This window comes from Chryseosolibacter histidinae (assembly GCF_018598225.1).
Taxonomy (GTDB): Bacteria; Bacteroidota; Bacteroidia; order Cytophagales; family Cyclobacteriaceae; genus Chryseosolibacter; species Chryseosolibacter histidini.
In genome coordinates, this window is the sequence record NZ_JAHESF010000007.1 from 65,471 (window position 1) to 85,991 (window position 20,521).

Annotated in this window: 20 protein-coding genes; 15 read left to right on the plus strand and 5 right to left on the minus strand. The window is 50.0% G+C overall.

What is annotated here, in order from left to right:
- Positions 1-9: 9 nt before the first annotated feature.
- Complete coding sequence (locus tag KK083_RS08940) at positions 10-312, minus strand: DUF1330 domain-containing protein (protein WP_254162639.1); 303 nt, start codon at positions 310-312, stop codon at positions 10-12.
- Between the two features lie 87 nt (positions 313-399).
- On the opposite strand from KK083_RS08940, the gene KK083_RS08945 reads away from it, so the two are divergent.
- On the plus strand, positions 400-1,683 hold the full coding sequence (locus KK083_RS08945; RefSeq protein WP_254162641.1) for an amidohydrolase family protein: 1,284 nt from the start codon (positions 400-402) through the stop codon (positions 1,681-1,683).
- 24 nt (positions 1,684-1,707) lie between these two features.
- Here KK083_RS08945 and KK083_RS08950 read toward each other — a convergent pair whose 3' ends face one another.
- Positions 1,708-2,100: an endonuclease domain-containing protein gene (locus KK083_RS08950; RefSeq protein ID WP_254162643.1), complete on the minus strand. Its 393-nt coding sequence runs from the start codon at positions 2,098-2,100 to the stop codon at positions 1,708-1,710.
- Positions 2,101-2,235: 135 nt separating this feature from the next.
- Here KK083_RS08950 and KK083_RS08955 point away from each other — a divergent pair, with 135 nt between their 5' ends.
- Positions 2,236-2,952: a DUF1361 domain-containing protein gene (locus tag KK083_RS08955; RefSeq protein ID WP_254162645.1), complete on the plus strand. Its 717-nt coding sequence runs from the start codon at positions 2,236-2,238 to the stop codon at positions 2,950-2,952.
- 74 nt (positions 2,953-3,026) lie between these two features.
- The gene (locus KK083_RS08960; RefSeq protein ID WP_254162647.1) at positions 3,027-4,988 is read left to right on the plus strand and encodes a S9 family peptidase; all 1,962 of its coding nucleotides are present in this window, start codon (positions 3,027-3,029) and stop codon (positions 4,986-4,988) included.
- 113 nt (positions 4,989-5,101) lie between these two features.
- Here KK083_RS08960 and KK083_RS08965 read toward each other — a convergent pair whose 3' ends face one another.
- Positions 5,102-5,935, minus strand: coding sequence for a GNAT family N-acetyltransferase (locus KK083_RS08965; RefSeq protein WP_254162649.1), 834 nt, complete (start codon positions 5,933-5,935; stop codon positions 5,102-5,104).
- A 159-nt stretch (positions 5,936-6,094) separates the two neighbouring features.
- Here KK083_RS08965 and KK083_RS08970 point away from each other — a divergent pair, with 159 nt between their 5' ends.
- Complete coding sequence (locus KK083_RS08970) at positions 6,095-6,385, plus strand: helix-turn-helix domain-containing protein (protein ID WP_254162651.1); 291 nt, start codon at positions 6,095-6,097, stop codon at positions 6,383-6,385.
- 10 nt (positions 6,386-6,395) lie between these two features.
- On the opposite strand, the gene KK083_RS08975 is transcribed toward KK083_RS08970, so the two are convergent.
- Positions 6,396-7,331 carry an alpha/beta fold hydrolase gene (locus tag KK083_RS08975; RefSeq protein ID WP_254162653.1) on the minus strand — a complete coding sequence of 312 codons (936 nt, stop codon included), beginning with the start codon at positions 7,329-7,331 and terminating at the stop codon, positions 6,396-6,398.
- 130 nt (positions 7,332-7,461) lie between these two features.
- On the opposite strand from KK083_RS08975, the gene KK083_RS08980 reads away from it, so the two are divergent.
- Genes KK083_RS08980 through KK083_RS08990 form a run of 3 tightly spaced genes read left to right on the plus strand, consistent with a single transcriptional unit; the run spans position 7,462 to position 9,554 of the window.
- A complete protein-coding gene (locus KK083_RS08980; RefSeq protein WP_254162655.1) occupies positions 7,462-7,737 on the plus strand; it encodes a hypothetical protein in 276 nt (91 codons plus the stop codon).
- A gap of 18 nt (positions 7,738-7,755) precedes the next feature.
- Positions 7,756-8,523: a carboxypeptidase-like regulatory domain-containing protein gene (locus tag KK083_RS08985; RefSeq protein WP_254162656.1), complete on the plus strand. Its 768-nt coding sequence runs from the start codon at positions 7,756-7,758 to the stop codon at positions 8,521-8,523.
- 2 nt (positions 8,524-8,525) lie between these two features.
- A complete protein-coding gene (locus KK083_RS08990; RefSeq protein WP_254162657.1) occupies positions 8,526-9,554 on the plus strand; it encodes a transglutaminase domain-containing protein in 1,029 nt (342 codons plus the stop codon).
- A 27-nt stretch (positions 9,555-9,581) separates the two neighbouring features.
- On the opposite strand, the gene KK083_RS08995 is transcribed toward KK083_RS08990, so the two are convergent.
- Positions 9,582-10,049 carry a DinB family protein gene (locus KK083_RS08995; protein ID WP_254162658.1) on the minus strand — a complete coding sequence of 156 codons (468 nt, stop codon included), beginning with the start codon at positions 10,047-10,049 and terminating at the stop codon, positions 9,582-9,584.
- A gap of 237 nt (positions 10,050-10,286) precedes the next feature.
- Between KK083_RS08995 and KK083_RS09000 the strand changes: the two genes are divergently transcribed.
- The 8 genes from KK083_RS09000 (at position 10,287) to KK083_RS09035 (ending at position 20,473) form a co-directional block, all read left to right on the plus strand.
- Positions 10,287-11,318: a helix-turn-helix domain-containing protein gene (locus tag KK083_RS09000; RefSeq protein ID WP_254162660.1), complete on the plus strand. Its 1,032-nt coding sequence runs from the start codon at positions 10,287-10,289 to the stop codon at positions 11,316-11,318.
- Between the two features lie 119 nt (positions 11,319-11,437).
- Entirely contained in the window at positions 11,438-11,905 is a 468-nt protein-coding gene (locus KK083_RS09005; RefSeq protein WP_254162662.1) for a (2Fe-2S)-binding protein, read from the plus strand.
- 4 nt (positions 11,906-11,909) lie between these two features.
- On the plus strand, positions 11,910-14,081 hold the full coding sequence (locus tag KK083_RS09010; protein WP_254162664.1) for a xanthine dehydrogenase family protein molybdopterin-binding subunit: 2,172 nt from the start codon (positions 11,910-11,912) through the stop codon (positions 14,079-14,081).
- A 225-nt stretch (positions 14,082-14,306) separates the two neighbouring features.
- Positions 14,307-14,645 carry an HMG-box domain-containing protein gene (locus KK083_RS09015; protein WP_254162666.1) on the plus strand — a complete coding sequence of 113 codons (339 nt, stop codon included), beginning with the start codon at positions 14,307-14,309 and terminating at the stop codon, positions 14,643-14,645.
- Positions 14,646-14,799: 154 nt separating this feature from the next.
- Positions 14,800-16,293, plus strand: coding sequence for a non-homologous end-joining DNA ligase LigD (ligD, locus tag KK083_RS09020; protein ID WP_254162668.1), 1,494 nt, complete (start codon positions 14,800-14,802; stop codon positions 16,291-16,293).
- A gap of 259 nt (positions 16,294-16,552) precedes the next feature.
- Complete coding sequence (locus tag KK083_RS09025) at positions 16,553-17,794, plus strand: DUF892 family protein (RefSeq protein WP_254162670.1); 1,242 nt, start codon at positions 16,553-16,555, stop codon at positions 17,792-17,794.
- Between the two features lie 167 nt (positions 17,795-17,961).
- On the plus strand, positions 17,962-19,587 hold the full coding sequence (locus KK083_RS09030; RefSeq protein ID WP_254162672.1) for a hypothetical protein: 1,626 nt from the start codon (positions 17,962-17,964) through the stop codon (positions 19,585-19,587).
- Positions 19,588-19,597: 10 nt separating this feature from the next.
- Positions 19,598-20,473: a hypothetical protein gene (locus tag KK083_RS09035; protein WP_254162674.1), complete on the plus strand. Its 876-nt coding sequence runs from the start codon at positions 19,598-19,600 to the stop codon at positions 20,471-20,473.
- Positions 20,474-20,521: the final 48 nt, after the last annotated feature.

Consider the following 20,521-nt stretch of genomic DNA (forward strand, 5'->3'; position numbering starts at 1 on the left):
GCCGTTGCTTTAAACCTTGCTGCCTTTGATCAAAACCACCTCTCTGACAGATTGTTCCTTGAGGTGTAACATCTTCTTGCGTTCTTCGTCCCTGAAAAATGCCTGCAGGTCTGCATCGTCATCAAAGGTCACTACGTGGATCTCGTACGGTTTCTCAAGGGTGCCATCGATCACATCTTCCGGGCTAGGGCGATAGCGCATCAGAAGTTTGCCGCGATGTTTTGCGATCAGGGGAATGGCCACCGCTTCGAAATCATCAAAGGTCCTTTCCTCACCTTCCTTAATGTAGATCAACTGTGTAAGCCAGATCATATAGGTACGAAGCTAGCCAAAGCAATCTTATTTTCACAAGGATCGATCAAAATGTGTATCTTCCGTGCCGCCTCCAAAATTTGTTTTATGACTATCACCAGAATTATTTTCCTGTGCCTGATCCTCATCGTGGCCTGTAAAAGCCCGGATCAAACCCGTGACTCCGTTGCTTTCACCGGTGCAACCATTATCGATGGCAGTGGCAGCGATCCTATTGTTAACGGCGTGCTGCTCATACAACAAGGAAAAGTGGTGGCCGTGGGCACAAAGGAGCAGGTGAAGATCCCTGAAAACGCTACGGTTAAAGATATATCCGGGAAGATGATCGTTCCCGGAATCATCAATGCGCACGGGCATGTTGGCGATGTGAAAGGTATCGAAGGCGGCCACTATTCCCACGAAAACATCATCGATAATTTATCCATCTATGCCCGCTATGGTGTTACCACCGTTGTAAGCCTCGGGGGCGATAAGCAAGATGCTGTACCTTTACGCGCCGTGAACGACACGACTGCCACACAACGTGCGCGGCTGTTCATTGCCGGCGAGGTGATCACAGGAAAGACTCCGGCAGAAGCGCTTGAAGTCATCGACAGGAATCACCGGATGGGTGTGGATTTTATGAAGATCAGGGTGGATGACAACCTGGGTACGGCACAAAAAATGACGGAAGAAGTTTACCGCGCGGTGATCCAGCGGTCGCACGAGCTCGGATACAAGATTGCCACACACATGTACTACCTCGAAGACGCCCGGAAACTACTCGACGCCGGGTCAGACATGCTTGCCCACAGCGTGAGAGATCTTCCTGTAGACGACGCCTTCATACAACTGATCAAAGAAAAGAAAGCAAGCTATTGTCCTACGCTCACGCGGGAGCTGTCTACCTACGTTTATAGAGAGACGCCGGCGTTTTTCTCCGATCCATTCTTCACAGCGCAGTACGACAGCACTGTCTTCTCTCCACTGAAAGATCCTGCCCGTCAGCTGCAGGTGCGCAACAGCACGAGCGCAAAAACATACCGTGAGCAGCTGCCCGTAGCCATGGCCAATCTTAAAAAACTTTGCGACAGTGGTGTACCCATCGTCTTCGGCACCGACAGCGGTATCCCCACACGATTCATGGGATACTTCGAGCACGTTGAAATGAAGATGATGGCCGATGCAGGCCTTACACCGATGCAGATCATCGTATCGGCAACCAGGAACGCAGCCGAACATCTGGGACTAAAAGACCTGGGCACCTTATCCCCCGGCCACCATGCAGACTTCCTCATCCTCGATGCCAACCCCCTGGCCGATATCCTGAACATGAGGAGGATTTCAGAGATTTGGGTGGGGGGCGCACCTCACCCTAACCCTCTCCTCTAGGAGAGGGAATTACCCCTTCTCCTTTCAGGAGAAGGGCCGGGGATGAGGTGCGTCGACCAAATGCCTTTTGATTTCCTTCAATACAAAATCGAGCTTCTCCATTACTTCCCGATTCGTGAACCGGATGACCTTTATTTTCAACTCATTTAAACGATTGGTTCTTTGCTCGTCATAGGCCATCTGTTCTTTATCCATATGGTATTCACCATCCACTTCAATGACGAGGCCGCGTTCGAAACAATAAAAGTCCGCGATGTAGTCCGCTATTGGATGTTGTCTTCTGAATTTACAGCCTTTCAGCTTTCTGTTGCGTAAACATTGCCAAAGGATCGCTTCAGCTTCAGTGGAGATTTGCCGGTTCACTCTAGCGTATCCAAATAGCCGCGGGTTGGCACCCTGATGAAGGTTGTCAGACATAGAGAAGGTTTTCTATATTAGAAGTTAAGACAGTTTACTTCAATGAAGCAAGACAGGGTTATGAGATTTTCGTAAAACAAAAATTACTTTCATTCGTTTTAAACGTTATCTTCATATCCCATCATCCTAAAAAAAATGAGACACCTCTATCTACGCTTAAAGGAACGGAACCGGCTCAATATGCTCATCCTGTTCTTCATTACTACTGCATTGTGCATTTCGTTGGTAGCTTTTAGAGTGCATTACACTTCGAAGGTTACGTTCATCTTCCTGTTGTGGAATATCTTTCTGGCCCTGATCCCTTATGGTGTCAGCACGCTGCTGGTGTTGTATCACGACAAGATCAGCAACCGGTGGCTGTTGACCTTACCCTTCCTGTTCTGGCTTTGCTTTTTCCCCAACGCTCCTTACATCCTCACGGACCTGTTTCACCTCAAGCCGCGTACGGGTGTTCCTTACTGGTATGACCTTGCGCTGATCCTGTTCTTTGCCTGGAATGGACTGATGCTGGGTTATGCTTCGCTGATGGATATGCAGGCAGTGCTGACCCGTCATTTTAATACCTGGGTCGGCTGGATGGTGGCGATCGGCTCGCTGGTGCTGGGCAGTTTCGGGATCTACCTCGGCCGCTACCTACGCTGGAACAGCTGGGATGTGGTGTCATCGCCGGAAGGCCTTCTTCGCGACATTGCTGTGCGCGTGCTCGACCCGATGGACCACCCGCAAACCTATGGCGTTACAATAGTCTTTTCGGCATTCCTGGTGATGGGGTATTTGCTGATCTTCCAGTTCACCCACGCCTATCGTCAGACGGCTCACTCCGGCCCCGCGGCCAATAAGGCACTTCTGTAAATTCCTGCTGACATTCAACCCATTCTGCTTTTGCCGGCGGCATCTGTGGCTTATATTTATTTAAATAAAAAAATATGAAACCCAACAAGATCATCATTGCCTTGCTGCTGCTCATGGCATTCAGCTGCAGCACCGTGAAGCAGGAAGACAAACCTAAAAAACAATACACCATTGCCCAGTTCATGGACATTGTTCAGCTCAGCGGAGGCGCCTTCTCGCCTGACGATTCGAAGATCCTCGTCAGCACCAAAGAAACCGGTATCTTCAACGCCTTCGAGATCGACCTCAAATCGGGCGAAAAGAAACAGCTCACCACTTCCACTGACGATGCCATTTTCGCCAGATCCTATTTTCCAGGTGATGATCGTGTGATCTATACGAGTGACAAGGGCGGTAATGAGATCACGCATATCTATGTGCGCAACAACAATGGCTCAACGGTAGACCTCATCCAGGACACCACAGCGAAAGCACAATACTACGGCTGGAGCCATGACAGAAAAAACCTTTATTACCTGTCGAACAGTCGTGACAAACGTTACTTCGATCTGCTCAGCGTGCGGGTGGAAGGTGCGCCGAAAGAAGGAAACGTGTACCCTTCTACCATGGTTTACCAGAATAACGAAGGGCTCGATGTGGCGGCGATCTCTGACGATGGCCGCTACGTTGCGCTGACCAAAACCATTACCACCAATAACTCAGATATGTACCTGCTCGATACCCAGAGCAAAAAGACAAAACACCTGTCGGCACACACCGGCAACGCGCAGTACGTGCCGCAATACTTCAGCCTGGATGGCAAAACACTCTACTGTCTTACGGATGAAGGCAGCGAGTACATGTATCTGTCGGGTTATGATGTGGCCAGCGGAGAAAAGAAAAAAATAGAAGAAGCGCCGTGGGATCTGATGACTGCCTATCTCTCGCACAACGGCAAGTATCGCGTGGTGGCCATCAACAACGACGCACGCACCGAGATCAGGATCTATGACGAATCCAACGGCGGCCAGCAGGTGAAAGTGGATGGTTTGCCCGACGGCGACATCACGGGTGTGAACATTTCCGACAGCGAGAAATGGATGTCGTTCTATGTCAGCAGCTCGAAATCGCCGGCCAACCTTTTCGTTTATAATTTTGAAACGAAGGAGGTAAAGCAGCTGACCAATACAATGTCGGCCGACATTGACCAGAATGATCTTGTTGCAGGTGAAGTGATCCGTTACAAATCATTCGACGGCATGGAGATCCCTGCCCTGCTCTACAAGCCCAGGGGACTGAAAGCCGGAGAGAAAGTGCCGGCACTGCTCTTCATTCACGGAGGACCCGGCGGACAAACCAGGCTGAACTACTCCCCGGTGATCCAGCACCTGGTGAATCACAACTATGTGATCCTGGCGGTGAATAACCGGGGAAGCTCCGGTTACGGAAAAACTTTTTTTGCTGCCGACGATCGCAAGCACGGCGACGCAGACCTGAAGGATTGTGTGGAATCGAAAAAGTTCCTGGCTACACTGGATTACGTAGACATGAGCAAGGTGGGCATTATGGGCGGCAGCTACGGCGGATACATGGTAATGGCTGCATTGGCTTTTGCGCCTGAAGAATTCAACGTAGGTGTCAACATCTACGGCGTCACCAACTGGCTGCGCACCTTAAAAAGCATTCCGCCGTGGTGGACCTCATTCCGTGAAGCATTGTATGCCGAGCTTGGCGATCCTGCAAAAGATTCAGTAGCCCTGTATAACAAATCGCCGCTGTTCCATGCGAAGAAGATCACCAAACCCTTTATTGTGCTGCAGGGAAGCAACGACCCGCGCGTGCTCCAGGTTGAATCGGATGAAATAGTAGCGGCAGCCAAAGCCAACGGTGTGCCTGTTGATTATATCGTATTTCCTGATGAGGGCCATGGATTCCTGAAAAAGGAAAACAACATCAAAGCCTCGAAAGCGATATTGAAATTCCTGGATATCCATCTGAAAGGTCTGCCGGAAGATCAGGCCGGAGAAAAACCAGCAACGGCAGCCAATCAGCCATAGATTTTTTAATCCAATTTATAAGCTGTTTCAAGGTTAGTCCCTGAAACAGCTTTTTTGTTTTATACCCGGCTTTGATTGAGGTCATTCCACCCAGGAGTGTGCGCATTGAATAGCTATCTCTTTTCACTGCGGATGATCTCCCGCACCATGCCAAATGCTGGCGTAAATCCAAACTGCTTGTAAAACGGAGCGAGACTATCGGGCGTAATAAGCGTCACCAGTGCATTGTCAGGAGCGTTTGCTTCCAGCCAGCGTGTAAGCTCCTTCATTAATCCGGCACCTACCTGTTGATGCTGCCAGGCGGGATGCACCATAACGTCTTTTACATAGTAGAAGCTGACGTGATCGCCTAACAAGAGAGCACATCCTATTACCTCACCCGTATCCTTGTTCTCTGCCACCGCAGCGGTCACTACCGGCGCCAGCAGCAACGCAGCTTTTTCTTTGTCGGCATTGGCGATGTGGTACACCGCTGAAGCCAGGTGCCTATATTCATTCGGGGTGGGGATCCTGTTAACAATTCTTACAACCTCCGGCAGGCCAGGCGCGCTTCGCTCTCGTTCCGAAACAGGAGCACCGGCGAAATGGACATAATAGCCATTAATGTCACGAACGGTATATTGGGCAAGACCCCATGGCTTGTTCTCTAATGGGGCAACGATCTCCGCGCGCTTCTGCTGATGAAGCTTGTAAAGGTGCTCCACATACCGCACACGGGTAAACACTGAATGTCCTGCTGACACTGAGGCGAGCTCGCTGTTCAACGTGAATTGTACCGACGTTCCGTGCCATGAAACACTTCCATGGGTTGGCGGGGTGCCCCAGGTCCATTTTTCAGGAAAACCCAATACCTCATGCCAATATGAAACTGTCTCGACTATATCGCGCACGGCAAGAACAGGCTCGATCTGCAATACGGAAGGTTGAATGTCATTGCGTTCTATCATAATGAAAGTTTGACATTTTAAGTTTAAAATTAAAGTCGCAACAATTGAAATTTTGTCAGTCCTGATATTTCTTCGTTACCTGATCCTGCCATTTTTTTCGTTGCTTCTGACATGGAGTTTCTTTTGATAAGCGATCTCCGAACCCAACGGCATATACTTATGAATTCTACTGTAGAGGAAAAGGATCACCTTAACGGTACACTTGAATTGATAGGAAAAAAACTTTTAGACCTTAGAAAAAAGAAGGGATATTCGAGCCATGCCGAGTTCGCTTCCGATTTTGGACTGCCCCGCATCCAATACTGGCGAATGGAAAAAGGCAAAGCGAACGTTACGCTGAAATCGCTGGGCAAGGTGCTTCACATCCATGGGCTTACCCTGGAGGAATTTTTCATGCAGATCAGGAAGGAAAGAAAAAAAGAAACCCGCATGGAACCCGGGCGGAATTAAACCCGCGGGATCATTTCACCAGGGCCGGCTGATCTGCGGCACGGAACGTCTCCGGAAGGATCTTGTTGATGATGATGTCCTGGAGAAGCTTCGGCTGTGAAGAGGGCACCGAGTGCGCGGTATGCTCGAACCAGAACAACTGTTTTTTTGGCGCCGTAAGTTTTGTATAATATTGCTCCGTGATCCCGAAGTTTGTCTGGTAGTCATCACGGCCCGTGAGCAGGTAAAGGGGGCAGCTCAACGCCGGCGCAACTTCAAGGAGGTTGATGGCAGAGGCTTCATTCCATACCGCCAGCCACCGCTCTGCCCACCACAGCACGTAACTTCTCGGCAGTTTTTCATCCACATTCTTAACACCATTGAAATAGTACATGAGCCACCGGCGATGGTAGTAGATCTCATCACCGTTCTGAAAAGGAATGGTGACCTTCGACAGCTGCGTGATCGCCTCCTCGTTTTTTTCCTTGAGCGCTTTCTCCTTCATTAAGCCGAGCACGATACGTTCACTTTCGAGCTGGTTGATCACCGGGCTGATCGCAATACTGGCATACAAAAGATCAGGATAATACCGGGCCATGGAAAAACACAAGACCGTACCCCATGAATGGCCGGCCAGGTAAAGTTTTGTCTGGCTAAATCTTTTCAACAGCAGCTGCATCAGCTCATACGTATCCTGCTCGAACAACGCCAGTGTCAGTGGTACCGGTGACGCATTCAATTCAAGTGTTTTTCCCGTTTCGCGCTGATCCCAATGAACCACAACAAAGTGCTCTTCGAGCGCTGCAGAGAATTTATGCGCATAGGACAATACTGATCCGCCAGGGCCACCGTGCAGGAAGAGCAGCACAGGCTTCGACCGGTCTTTTCCCTTTATGGTGATAAACTGTTTTATTCCACCAATGGTAACAACTTCAGCCGTGTCCAGCGCTTGCCGGGCAGTAGCCATGGTGAATACGGAAAGAAAAACGAAACAAAATAAACCGGTTCTCATCATCGGGGACTTCGGGTGTGTTCAAAGATACCTTAAACTGGCATTTTGTTTGCACTTTTTATGCCAGTATCAAACCTCTCGTTCTATGAAAACATTTTACGCACTGATCATGCTTTGTGCATTTTCGTCCTGCCTGCAGGAAGAGCTTTCCCCTGAGAACTATGATTTTCGCGGAAGCTGGGATTCGCGGAAGTATGCCATCCAGATCTTTGCCAACGGCTCCGGTATGTGTGACATTAAAAATCGCGGCCGGTGTTCAGGCAACGTAAGGATCAAGGGTAACAAAATGATCTTCACCAGCGAGAACGAGAACGATGCCGTGGCCCTCATCCCTGACCCTTCTCCCGGGGGAGAAGGGTAAAAAGCCACATTTTCTTTTATGGAATTTGGGGAGTTTGCTGCATCTTGTCTTAAATGCCAAGCCATGAAAAACCTATCCCTATCCATCCCCAAACCGTGTTCTGAAAAATGGGAGAACTTTTCTTCCACAACAAACGGTGCGCTTTGCGGCTCATGCAACAAAGTAGTAGTTGATTTCACCAGCATGAGTGATGAGGCCCTGATCGATTTCTTCAGTAAAACAAAAGGCCACACCTGCGGACGATTCCGGCCTGATCAGTTAACAACTTACACTCCAAGCGTACGGGTAAAAGTAAATCCTGGGGTAACATTACTCAAGGCCGGCCTTCTCAGCCTGCTGCTGGTGCTCACCAGCAAACAAGCCTCGGCCCAAAACAAAAAACCCAAATCAACAACGGAAGCTGTTGAAAAACGAGGCCGCCGCGCTGTTCCCGAAAGTACTGCCATTCAAACAGAAAAGATCCTCAAAGGTGTTGTGCTGGACGAAGCGAATAAACCGATGCCAGGTGTTAACGTTGTATTGAAAGGTTCTACGACAAGGATATACACGGATGTCGATGGCAGGTTCGAGCTTTCGCAAAAGGTTAAGGAGGGGGATGTCATCTACCTTTATTTTATCGGATATACATCAAAGGAGTACGTGGTGTCAAAGGAAGCTGGCAGCGACCTGGTGATCCGGATGGCATGCGATATAATGACATTGGGTGAGGTCGCCGTGGATGCAGTTTACGCCCCCGATCAATCCGGTGCACGCAGATTGTGGTCGAAGGTGAAGAACCTGTTCTGACCATGCGCATCGATCTGATGAGCGCCGCGCTCGCATGCTGCCTCGCATTCTTTTATATCACCAATCTCAGGGCACAAACAGCGGATTTTGCCGGCATTGATTTCACAAAAGCCGATAGCATTGCACAGTTGTACCCAGGGCACTCGTTACAGGACCTCAATCTGCTTTCAGACAAGTTAACCAGGTCTCTTACTACGGAAGAAGAAAAGTTCAGGGCCATCTATAAATGGGTGTGCCTCAATATTGATAATGACTACCGGCTTTTTAAGAAGAACCAGCATAAAAGAAAAAAGCTTCGGAACGATCCTGATGAGTTAAGAAAATGGAATCAAAAGGTCAGTGGAGAAGTATTTCGAACGCTGGTGAGCAAACACAGGACCGTGTGCACCGGGTATGCCTACCTCATTAAAGCGCTGGCTGATTTCGCGGGACTTCCATGTGAAGTTATCCATGGCTACGGCCGCACTGCCCAGTCAAATATCGGAGGTGAAGGAATTGCCAATCATTCCTGGAACGCCATTCGACTTCATAATAACTGGTACTTATGCGATGCCACCTGGTCGAGCGGAGCGATAGACACTGAAAAAGGAATGTTTGTCAGAGCTTACAACAACTCCTATTTTTTACCGGATCCGGCATTATTTATCCGCAATCATTATCCAGCTGACACAGCCTGGACCCTGCTGGCTGTGAAGCCTACACTCGGAGAATTTTTAAATCGCCCACTGATCTACAGCAGCATCTTCCAGTACAAGATCGATCAGTTATACCCAGAGACATTTACCATCACCGCCTCCAAAGGCGAAACAGTTTCCTTTCAATTCACAAAGAACAGCACCGATCAGATCCAAAAGGTGCAGCTGATCATAAACGGATCAGGCCCGTATTCGGTCTATCCACCATTTCAGCAGACAGAAGAAGGGCTTCACCGCATCGATCATGTGTTCACTTCGAAAGGGACTTACATCGTGCATATTCTTTTAGACAACAAATACGCGTTTACCTATACAGTGGTGATCAACTCCCCCTAGCCCTCTACTGCGTAGAGTGGGTTGGAATTACACAAGGTGTTTCAGCGAAAGAATGCAGCCGCTGTGATAACCGTCATGGTATAACAAGTAATCGATAGCTTCGTCGATGTTGTTAACCTCGAAGCCATAGACCTTGGGAATCATCAGGGAAGGAGTGTAATTCACGAATATTTGGTTAGCGAGATCTGACTCCAGCTTGTCAAGTGACGTGATCAGCAGCGCTTTGATACGCTCGATCTCGGACTGATCGATTGGACGTTCCGGTTTGGTGCCCGGCAGGTAAGGCGACAGGAAATTGTTATCAATGGTGGGAGGCAACCCGGCCCTGACATAACACATGGTTTGTTCCGCAGAAAGCATATTTCCGAGATTCCAGATGATGTTATTGTTGAATCCGCTTGGAATGTGGTTGAGCTGTACGGGATCAAGATCCTCGATCTGCTTCAGCAGGAAACGCCTGAAGCCCTTCATCTTCCCGATTTTTTTACGCGTCATGTTTATCTCCATTGTTCTCAATTTTCCATTTCCGGTGGAAGTGATACCAGGTACGAATTACGAGGTACGAAGTACGGTCTACCAGGAACGAAAATACGATGTATTTCACGTACCTCGTTCCCGATCGCTATCGGGATCTGACCTCGTACCTTTTTAACGGTAGTCAACATTTGCCACCCGTCAAACGACACCTTTCCGATCGAAAAATAAGATCATTATTTCATAAATTTATAGGTCATGAGAATACCGCTTGAGATCCTGTTGCTGACCAGTGGAGCCGGTGCGCTGCAGAGTGCCTTCTTCGGCCTGTATCTTTTTTCCATGCGCAAGGGAAGGAACCTTGCCAACGTGCTGCTGGCATTGCTGCTGCTTGCTTTTGCTGTGCGGATGATCAAATCCGTGGTCTACTATTTCTCGGCGGGGCACCAGGTCTCCACCATCCTGATGAATTTAGGTTTCGGTACCAACCTGGCCATTTTTCCGCTGCTGCTGCTCTACCTGAACTCATTCTTTGACAAGAACTATCAGCTCACCTGGCAACGGGATGCGCTTCACCTGCTACCGGCCATTCTCGTAATCCTGCTGAGCCCCGTGCTTACCTCCTACTTCTGGATGCAACAGCATGGCTATGCGATCTCTCTGTGGTCGGCAGCGCTGTACCTGCCATTTTGCCTCCAGGCGATCTTCAAAAATTTCCGGAAGGCCTCCCGCACGCAGCGCGTTTGGGTGCTGAGCCTTACCGCGGGTGTGACCCTGGTATGGGGTGCCTACATGGCCAATTTTATTTTCGGACTGGTCTCCTACATCGCTGCACCGGTGGCGTTCTCTTTCCTGATCTATTTTCTCAGTTACCTGGCCCTGCGGAAGAACGAGATCTTTATGCCACGGGAGCGCTACCAGAACTCGGCTTATAGCGAAGCGCAGGTCAGTCAATGTTTTGAAGCACTGCAGGCGCTGCTGCTTTCACGCCAATCCTATAAAGATGCCGGCCTTACCCTGCCCAAGCTGGCCAGCCTGTTGAATGTCTCCCCCAACCTGCTTTCCGAAACCATCAACCGGCGCACACAACAAACTTTCCCCGATTACATCAACAGCTTCCGCATCCGGGAGGCGCAGCGGCTGCTGAAAGACCCTGCCTACAGTCACCAGAAGATCACGGCCATAGCCTTCGAAACAGGGTTTAACAGCGTTTCGGTATTCAACGCCGCCTTCAGAAAGTACACAAACACAACGCCATCGGCTTACCGGAAACACGCACCGGGTATGTAATCGCCATTTTCATTCCCGGTTTTATAAATCCGTCAGACTACACTACACAATGGGTGGCCTGCGCCCTGCCCGCATGCGTTATTGCCTGAACACAAAAACATTTACCGGCAATACTGATTATGGCAAAATATACCGTCAATGTTAACCGCAGGCGCTACGAGGTTGAAGCCGAACCCGATGTACCGCTTTTATGGATCCTCCGGGATTACCTGGGATTAAAAGGCACAAAATTCGGCTGTGGCATCGCTGCCTGTGGCGCCTGTACCATCCACCTGAACGGAAATCCCGTAAGGTCGTGCCAGCTGCGCATTTCCGCGATCCCGAAAAATTCAGAGATCACCACCATAGAAGGCGTTGGCGCAACGGTTCTGCATCCTGTTCAACAGGCATGGATCGAGCTGCAGGTGCCTCAATGTGGATATTGCCAGTCGGGGCAGATCATGTCTGCCGTTGCGCTTCTGGAAAAAACGCCTGATCCCACAGACAAGGATATCGATTCGGCACTGGCGGGCAATCTTTGCCGGTGTGGCACTTATGACAGGATCAGAAAGGCCATCCACCTGGCGGCCGGTGAACTCAAAAACTAATCGTATGCATTCAACTGATAACACCTTGTTTAAACCAGGCCGCCGCGATTTCATCAGGAAGTCGGGCCTTGCAACGCTCGGGCTGGTGATTGGAATCGATTCAACAGCCCGGGCATTCAACATCACCCGGCTCACCGAATCCGTTACACCTTTCGAAGTCAGCCCCTTCATCCTCATCGACGTTCACAACAACATCACCATCGTTAATCCACGCAATGACATGGGCCAGGGAACCATTCACTCCGTGCCTGCCATGATCGCGGAAGAACTGGAAGTGACGCTGGACCAGGTCACCATCATACAAAGCGATGGAAAAGCCAAATATGGGCCACAAACCTCCGGCGGTAGCAGCTCGATCCGCACGTTATGGTTACCCTTGCGGAAAGCAGGGGCAGCCACCAAAGAAATGCTGATCAACGCCGCCGCGCGCAGGTGGGATGTGCCAGCTCAAGCGTGTTATGCCTCGGGCGGAAAAGTTTTTAAAAAAGATAGTGACGTCAGCCTCACCTATGGACAACTGGCAGAAGAAGCTTCACGGCTTGAAGTGCCCCGTGAGCCCGCACTGAAGCAGCGGACTGATTTCAGGATCATCGGCAAAGACCTCAAAAGGAAAGAGATCCCTGCCCGCGTAACCGGCAAGGCTGTTTATGGTATCGATGTTGAAGTGCCGGGTATGGTTTACGCCGCCATCCTTCACAGCCCGATGATCTTTGGCAAGGTTGTTACCATCGATGACAGCGACACGTTGAAAATTCCCGGCGTGTTACGGGTGATCCGCAGTGAGCGCAAGATGATCCACTGTGACACCGACTCGGTAGCGGTGATCGCTTCCAACTGGTGGGCGGCCAGCAAAGGCAAAAATGCGCTCAAGGTTCAGTGGGATCATGCGGGGCTGGCAGAGAAACTGCACACCGATACATATTTCGAACAGTGCCATGCACAAGTGAAGACGGAAGGCATCAACCATCATGAGACGGGTGACTTCAAACGAAAGTTTGACTCGGCAACATCGAGGCTGGACGTCACGTATGAGACGCCGTTCCTGGCGCATGTTCCGCTCGAGCCTGAAAACACAACAGCACACGTACGGCAGGATGGCTCGGTTGAGATCTGGGCGCCGATCCAGGGTCCCGGAGAAACACTGCCTGACGTTGCCCGTTACCTGAACATCGCACCTGAAAAGATCAAGATCCATCCGGTGCTCATGGGCGGATCTTACGGAAGAAAAGCTTATATCGATTTTGTAAAAGAAGCGTGTTTTCTTTCCAGCAAACTGAACGTGCCTGTAAAAGTGCTCTGGACTCGCGAAGATGATATCACCCAGGGGCCTTACCGCCCTGGCATGTTAAGCCACATGCAGGGATTTATCGAAGATGGCAAGATCACAGGATTTCATCATCACATCATCGGTGAATCCATTCTCCGGCAGGTTTTCAAAGGATTGGCCGACAACGAAGCAGACCCCTGGATGGGTGAGGCATTGGGCGAAGGCAATAATAAATACCGCTTCAAAGCCGACAAGGTGAGCTGGACAAATGTAAAAACCGAGATCCCCATTATGTGGTGGCGGGCGGTAAATGCTTCAAACCTTGGCTGGGGACAGGAATGTTTCATGGATGAGCTCGCGCACCTGGCAGGAAAAGACCCGCTGACGGCACGACTCGAGCTGCTCGAAGATGAGCGGTACATCAAAGTGCTGAAGACCCTCGCAGAAAAATCGGATTACTACACGCCATCGCGGCAAGGTACCGGAAAGGGAATTGCCATCTTCAGGTCGTTCGGAACCATCTGCGCGTGCTGCATCACGGTTTCCGTACGTGACAAAGCGATCACCATCGACAAGGCTGTGTCTGTGGTAGACTGCGGCATATATGTGAGCGGCGACACCGTAAAAGCGCAAACAGAAGGCAACATTGTGATGGGATTATCCGCAGCCATCAAAGGCGGTATTGTTTTCAAGAATGGTATTTGCCAACAGTCCAACTATCACAACTATCACATTATGCGCATGCCTGAAATGCCGGCGGTCAGCGTTTATGTTATGGAAAACGATGAAGCGCCCGGCGGTGTTGGCGAACCGGGTTTGCCGCCTGTTGCACCCGCGCTCGGCAATGCCATTTTTGCCGCAACGGGAATCCGGATCAGAAAACTTCCCCTTGATCTCACCATGCCATAAGCAGAGAATTTAAAAAAGTTCCGCCAATAGCAGAAATCAGATCCACTTTCTGCAATCATTCTCATCAACCAATGCGTTAATGACCGATAGCCCTAGTCGACAAATAAAATTTTTGTTGATAACTTATTCTCTTGATTTCTATACATTTATAATAATCCGAAATATGCAACGGGTTCAATCAACTTTTTTAGGTGTATTATTGATGTATAATTTTTCGAACCAGGGATGCAGAACGTCAATACGGCACAAAATGAAACGAATCTCTCCATCGAGAAGATCATCGACCTGATCAGAAATTTCAGAAATGACCTTGTAAAGGATCTCTTAAAGGCAGATTCGTTTGAAAAATACTTTACGGAGAATTTAAACAAGGAGCTCAGCCCCGTGAAAAAACAATTTATTCGCAAAGAGCTGAAGGAGCTGCTCATACTTCCCGTAGACCTGGTGCACTATGCCAAGCTGATCACCCACTTGCGCGCCATCAACTCAGCCTCGATCACGGACGAGAACAAAAAGTTCTTTTATGACGAGGTAGAGACGATCTTTAAAAAATACGATTTTTAAACTACCTCCGAAGGGATAGTTGCCAGTTACCGGTTGCCGGATAGCCGGTTTAGGGACCGACGCGCTATTACTAGCTATGTATCGCCTTTGAACCGGAGCTAAGGGATTCAGCGCTGCCAACTGTAACCGGCAAGTAGCAAACTTTCTTTGTATCTTGGATGCACTATGTCACGCCATGCTCATCCGAAAGAACACCAAAGCATATAAAACGATCGTTGCGATCGTCACCGATTGCCAGAACAGGGCTGACAGGGAAAGGCTCATCCGGCTGTACATCACCAAGGCAGGCCACTCGATCAATGACCGGATCAGTGTTGAAGGGATCCAGGGCGAAGCGGGCCTTTTTTATGAGATGAACTACCAGGCGGTTTTGAACAATCTCAAATCGTCTAACCACCAGCTGCACCAAAGCGACGAAATTGCCGGCCTCTACTTTTTTCACAGCACCCCGAACAAAGCCTGGGATGAAACACCTTTCGAGTTTGACGAAGCCGTGAGAGATGAATTTGCCTCGCTGCCCGAGCTTCCGCTGGTGAGAAAAAAAGAGAAAGCACAAAAGTTCGTGTTGCCGGCCCCGAAAATAAAATCAGAGTCGAAAGCCGAACCGAAGACTGCCAAAAAAGAAGCGACAAAAAAGACGGACAAGGCTCCGGTCGTTCAGCGCGAAGACTCGAAACAACCAAATTACAAGCTCAGGCATAATATCCATTTTACAGGCCTCGACAAAATTGTTTTCAGGCAGCCACACCTCACGCGGAAAGATGTGCTGGATTACTACAACAAAATAGCGGAGCACTTGTTGCCTTATCTGAAAGATCGTCCGCAGTTGATCCGCCTTCAGGGCGATAGTGCGGGAAATCCCGGATATGCTGATGCGGAGGGACTGGCGCAGGATGGCAAGCTCGAGTTGCCGGACTGGCTCCAGACCGCCACCGTCACCGAAGGCAGAACACTAAAACACCCGCTGCTCTGCAACGACAAGGAGCATTTGTTATTTTATGCCGGAATTGGTTGCGTTGGGTTCAACCCACACCATGCGCGGGCAAAGTCACCGGACTCGCCTGACTACCTTGTGATCGTGATCGATTCACCGGAAGCTTCCTTCAGCAAGGCCATCGATGTGGCGCTCACAGCCAGGGAGATCTTAACAGGTCTTCAGTTGCCGTCGCTGGTAAAGACCGATGGCATGTCAGGGCTGCACCTTTACGTTCCCCTCGATGCCAAAAGTGATTTTGAAGCGGCCAGGAATGCCGGCGAATATATCTGCAGGCTCATCCGCCTGAAGATCCCCGACCTCGTGACGGTCTCCGGTTTTGACGCGTATAGTTATGGCAAAGTGTCTTTAGACTACCAGGTGAACGAAGCAGGAAAAAGTGTGATCGCTCCGTATTCGCTCGTACCTGGCACAGCGGCAACCGTTGCAACGCCATTGCTATGGGAAGAAGTGAAGGAAGGCCTGCGGGCGGAGGATCACAACCATACAACAATTTTCCAGCGCCTGAAGGAAGAAGGCGATCCGTTTGCTGCGCTTTCCAAGAAAAAGGTGAATGCTGCCGACCTCTTCGAAAGACTGGAAGGGAACTACGGGTTTCTGCTCACACCTCATCCTGACCTTCTCCTGGGAGGAGAAGGGAGAATGCAGAAGTAGGGAAATGATTCTGCGTAACGAATATTCCACACGTGTCGCTTTGCGCCACTAACTTGCTTTCCTAGCATCTTGTCGACAAATATTTGATTGCGTGCAGACGCCCGGCTGAAGCATTGACCTTATACGGTGAGCGGGTATCATTTTTTAAAGCTGGATAATGCCTTGTTTCAAACGCCGGATACAGAGCACCGTGTTGCTGCGTGGCGGCTTTAGTAAGGCTGGTTGAGGATCGAAGCGCGAAAGAAAAACAAGCATGGGGATGTTGGCTGAACACCGGATCTTTGTCGACAGAAGGGATGCCGGCTTTGAAGTAGGAAAACTGCTTGAAGATCGATACAAAGGAAAGAATGCTTTGGTGGTCGGTATTCCGAGAGGCGGCGTTGTGATCGCTTACGAGATCGCCAACCTGCTGGAGGGAGAGCTCTCGGCCATCATCACAAAAAAGCTTCCGCATCCACAGCAAAAGGAATTTGCCATCGGATCTGTAGCAGAAGACGGTTCCGTTTATCTGACGTCTGCAGCAAGAGAGGTAAGCAGCGAAACCATCAGGGCAACCGTGAGGGCACAGGAAAAAGAGATCCAGAGCCGCATTCAACGATTCAGGAAAGGAAAACCGTTGCCCAACCTGGAGGGCAGAATTGTGATCATTGCAGACGACGGGATCGCCACAGGCTCAACCATTGTTCCGGCCATCACTTTGTGCAAACGCCGCAAGGCTGCCAGGGTGATCATTGCAGCGCCCGTGTCGGGCAAAAGATTCGTATCCGAGATCCATGACCTGGCCGATGAGATCGTCATCGTTGAACAACCCGCAGACTTTTATGCGGTGGGGCAGGTATACAATGACTTCCATCATTTGTCAGATGAAGAAGTAGTTGCCTTTATCAATGATTTCGAACGAAGGCGAAACGACAAAATAAAAAGTGAGACGATTCACAATAGAAACTTACAATCAAACAAAAATCAGATTATGGCAATTCAAGCAAATGAAGCAGTGGCAAAAGACTCCAAACTGAAAGAGTTCTTTGTCGATCAGCTCCAGGATATTCTCTGGGCTGAAAAAAAGCTGGTGAAAACATTACCGAAACTTCAGGAAGCCGCTACCACAACGGAGCTGAGAGATGCGTTCTCTAAACACCTGGAGCAGACCCGTACACATGTTGACAGGCTGTATGAAGTATTCAACATGATCGGAGAAGACGCCGACACACAAAAATGTCCTGCCATGGCGGGCATTGTAGATGAAGGTGAAGAGATCATCGACGAAACCGAAGAGGGCACTTCCCAACGTGATGTGGGATTGATCTTTGCGGCACAGAAAGCAGAGCACTACGAGATCGCCACCTACGGCGGCCTTGTAACGCTTGCGCACACCATTGGCTACGACGATGCCGCACAAGTGCTCAGCCAGACACTGGCCGAAGAAAAAGAGACCGATGTGCTGCTCACCCAGATAGCCGAACGAAATGTGAACTACCAGGCAAGCCTGGAGCCGAAGTAACATCTGTTCCGGAATTTAATACCCATCGCTTGGTAATCAAAAGGCGGTTCGGTATATTCGTTCAGGAGCCCATCCGTGGTCTGTGAACAACAGTGCGGATGGGCTTTTGCTTTACAGGCGGTTTTCCCGGCCGCCGACTGAATTTTCTATACCCTAAACCCTGCCCTATGTTTGTTGACTTTCACTGTCATCCTGTGCTCCATTCGTACAACTCGGATAGCGACATCTGGAAATCAGACCCACCTACCACGCGTGAGCGCTCTGCCATGATCAACACGGCCAACCTGCGCACACCATTCTCTGCCAAGTTCTCGCAGATCGACTTTTCCTCGGCCTGCTCGGGTTCGGTAAGGCTGATCTTCCTCTCGCTCTACCCCATCGAACAGGGCTTTCTTACCGGTATCCTGACTACCGACGTGCTCAACCCTCATCGTGGAAAGCTCCGGCAATTTCTGAACGTTCCCTTCCGCTCATTCCTGAAACATGTGCTGCGAAGTGTCACGTTCGGCGAATATGAAAAAGTGACCGCCAAGGTCATGCTCAACATGAAAGGCGCACGTTACGAAGCGATGTCGAGCCCCGATCACGAATACATGGACGACCTCCGCGGCGAATACCAGTATTTTATGAATGCCCCGAAGAGCAAAAAGATCGGTGGCATAGAGTATAAGATCGTGATCTTCGGATCATTCCGCGAGATGAAGGTACGGCTGCAGCTGAACGAAAGGTTCGAGCCTCAAACACAAGAAAATATCATCGGTGTGCTCTTCAGCGTGGAAGGTGCGCATGCCTTCGGTTCCGGCCAGCTTAATACCATCCCTGCCGATCACCAGGCCGAGCTTGAACAGCTCAACAACCTGGCCCATCCGAACACAAAGGCGATACTCGACAAGATGCTTGACAACATCCGTGAAACGAAGGCATTGGGCAATGGAAATCACAGTCCTTTCTTTGTCACTTTCTCGCACCACTTCTGGAACCAGCTCTGCGGCCACGCCATGAGTTTGGCAGGTATCATGCACGTTGTGTTCAACCAGGAGCGCGGCATGAGCTCAGGCATGACGGAGCTCGGAAAAAAAGTGCTGGAGGCATTGCTTTCACGCGAGAACGGTCGCCGCATCCTCATCGACGTAAAACACATGAGCATGGAAGGCCGGCTCTGGTATTACAACTACCTGGAAGAAAATCACTGGAAGAAAGGCGACATGGTTCCCATCCTGGCGAGCCACATGGGTGTTACCGGCGAGGCGACAAAAGAAAACGAAAGCACCGACCACTTTCTCATGGACGATGTCTATAACGATTCTGGATGGTTCAACCCATGGGATATCAATCTCTCCAACGAGGAGATCCTCACTATCCACAGATCGAGAGGGCTGATCGGTCTCAACATGGATCAGCGTATCCTCAGTGGCTCGAAGATCATCGACTCCATGACCCGCGTCTCGAAAGGCATCGATGATATCGGCACCTCGGTGCTCTATAAATCGATCTGGGCAGAGCCGATCCTCGCCAACATCCTGCACATCGTAAAAACGGTGATGCGCTCAGATGTGGAAGATAAAAACTATGTCTGGCAGATGATCGTGATCGGCTCCGATATGGATGGCATGATCAACGCCCTGGATGCCTACTGCCATGCGGGCGATTATAGAGTGATGCGGGAGATCCTGTTGCAGAAAATGATCCTGCGCACGCAGGTTGACCCGCTGCTTTATTCGGTGAACCTGTCAGAGGTGCTTGACGGGATCTTTTACAAGAATGCGTTGCTTTTCCTAAGTCGAAATTTCTAAACTCCATCATATGCTTTTCATTTACCAGATCTCCGGACTCGTCATTGTGTTCTTCGCCTTCTGGGCAATCCGCAAGGCGCTTGCCCCGAACAACTCGTTCAAAGAATTTTTCAAAGGTGAAGACGGCAAATACAGCCTGTCGCGTTTGCAGGCCACGGCCTGGGCTTACGTGATCATTGCCTACCAGGTCTCTACCTTCATCGCGGTAGCCGCCATCAATCGCATTCATGAATTTTCGCTGGTGTTCTCGGAAGAGGCCATCTGGCTGCTCGGACTTAGTCTTGGTAGCTACGTGACCGTAAAAGGTATCACCATCACACAACAAACACAGACACCACCTCCCGCCGTGGTCAATGCGCTGAAACGCGACACCCAGGCATCGCTCAGGGATTTTGTATGCAGTGATGAAGGACTTGACCTGAGCCGGTTCCAGATGCTGATCTGGACGCTGTTTGCCATCATCACTTTTACCGTGAGCTATTTCAATTATATCGACAAGATCGTCGAGGCGGCTGCTTCTCCATCCATCGCAAATTTCTTTCCCCCCTTCTCAGACCAGGACGACAAAACTGGCAACACGATCCTGCCGACAGTGGACATGAGCTTCATTATACTCATGGGCCTCAGCCACGGTGCTTATATTGGCCGCAAGCTGGTGCCCTCGTACAAAGTTGAAAGCTTTACGCGTGAGTACATCGCCGATATGAAGCTGCGTAAGGATACCATGCAAACGGGCCTCAAGTTCAAAGAGATCGAGCTTCAGCTGATCAAAGATTCGCCGCAGGTATCTACGGATAAGAAAATTGAAATGGAAAATGAAGTGCTCCGCATCCGAAGCCAGATGGACAAGCTTCAGCAGGAGATCGTGGCGTATGAAGTTGGTTAGAAGTTTCAGGTTTCAAGTTTCAGGTTTCAAGTTTGAAGTTTAAAGTTT

Bases quoted from the DNA above. Each gene is read 5' to 3' on its own strand.
- KK083_RS08940 (WP_254162639.1), bottom strand. From the start codon at position 312: ATGATCTGGCTTACACAGTTGATCTACATTAAGGAAGGTGAGGAAAGG.
- KK083_RS08945 (WP_254162641.1), top strand. From the start codon at position 400: ATGACTATCACCAGAATTATTTTCCTGTGCCTGATCCTCATCGTGGCC.
- KK083_RS08950 (WP_254162643.1), bottom strand. From the start codon at position 2,100: ATGTCTGACAACCTTCATCAGGGTGCCAACCCGCGGCTATTTGGATAC.
- KK083_RS08955 (WP_254162645.1), top strand. From the start codon at position 2,236: ATGAGACACCTCTATCTACGCTTAAAGGAACGGAACCGGCTCAATATG.
- KK083_RS08960 (WP_254162647.1), top strand. From the start codon at position 3,027: ATGAAACCCAACAAGATCATCATTGCCTTGCTGCTGCTCATGGCATTC.
- KK083_RS08965 (WP_254162649.1), bottom strand. From the start codon at position 5,935: ATGATAGAACGCAATGACATTCAACCTTCCGTATTGCAGATCGAGCCT.
- KK083_RS08970 (WP_254162651.1), top strand. From the start codon at position 6,095: ATGAATTCTACTGTAGAGGAAAAGGATCACCTTAACGGTACACTTGAA.
- KK083_RS08975 (WP_254162653.1), bottom strand. From the start codon at position 7,331: ATGGCTACTGCCCGGCAAGCGCTGGACACGGCTGAAGTTGTTACCATT.
- KK083_RS08980 (WP_254162655.1), top strand. From the start codon at position 7,462: ATGAAAACATTTTACGCACTGATCATGCTTTGTGCATTTTCGTCCTGC.
- KK083_RS08985 (WP_254162656.1), top strand. From the start codon at position 7,756: ATGGAATTTGGGGAGTTTGCTGCATCTTGTCTTAAATGCCAAGCCATG.
- KK083_RS08990 (WP_254162657.1), top strand. From the start codon at position 8,526: ATGCGCATCGATCTGATGAGCGCCGCGCTCGCATGCTGCCTCGCATTC.
- KK083_RS08995 (WP_254162658.1), bottom strand. From the start codon at position 10,049: ATGACGCGTAAAAAAATCGGGAAGATGAAGGGCTTCAGGCGTTTCCTG.
- KK083_RS09000 (WP_254162660.1), top strand. From the start codon at position 10,287: ATGAGAATACCGCTTGAGATCCTGTTGCTGACCAGTGGAGCCGGTGCG.
- KK083_RS09005 (WP_254162662.1), top strand. From the start codon at position 11,438: ATGGCAAAATATACCGTCAATGTTAACCGCAGGCGCTACGAGGTTGAA.
- KK083_RS09010 (WP_254162664.1), top strand. From the start codon at position 11,910: ATGCATTCAACTGATAACACCTTGTTTAAACCAGGCCGCCGCGATTTC.
- KK083_RS09015 (WP_254162666.1), top strand. From the start codon at position 14,307: ATGCAGAACGTCAATACGGCACAAAATGAAACGAATCTCTCCATCGAG.
- KK083_RS09025 (WP_254162670.1), top strand. From the start codon at position 16,553: ATGTTGGCTGAACACCGGATCTTTGTCGACAGAAGGGATGCCGGCTTT.
- KK083_RS09030 (WP_254162672.1), top strand. From the start codon at position 17,962: ATGTTTGTTGACTTTCACTGTCATCCTGTGCTCCATTCGTACAACTCG.
- KK083_RS09035 (WP_254162674.1), top strand. From the start codon at position 19,598: ATGCTTTTCATTTACCAGATCTCCGGACTCGTCATTGTGTTCTTCGCC.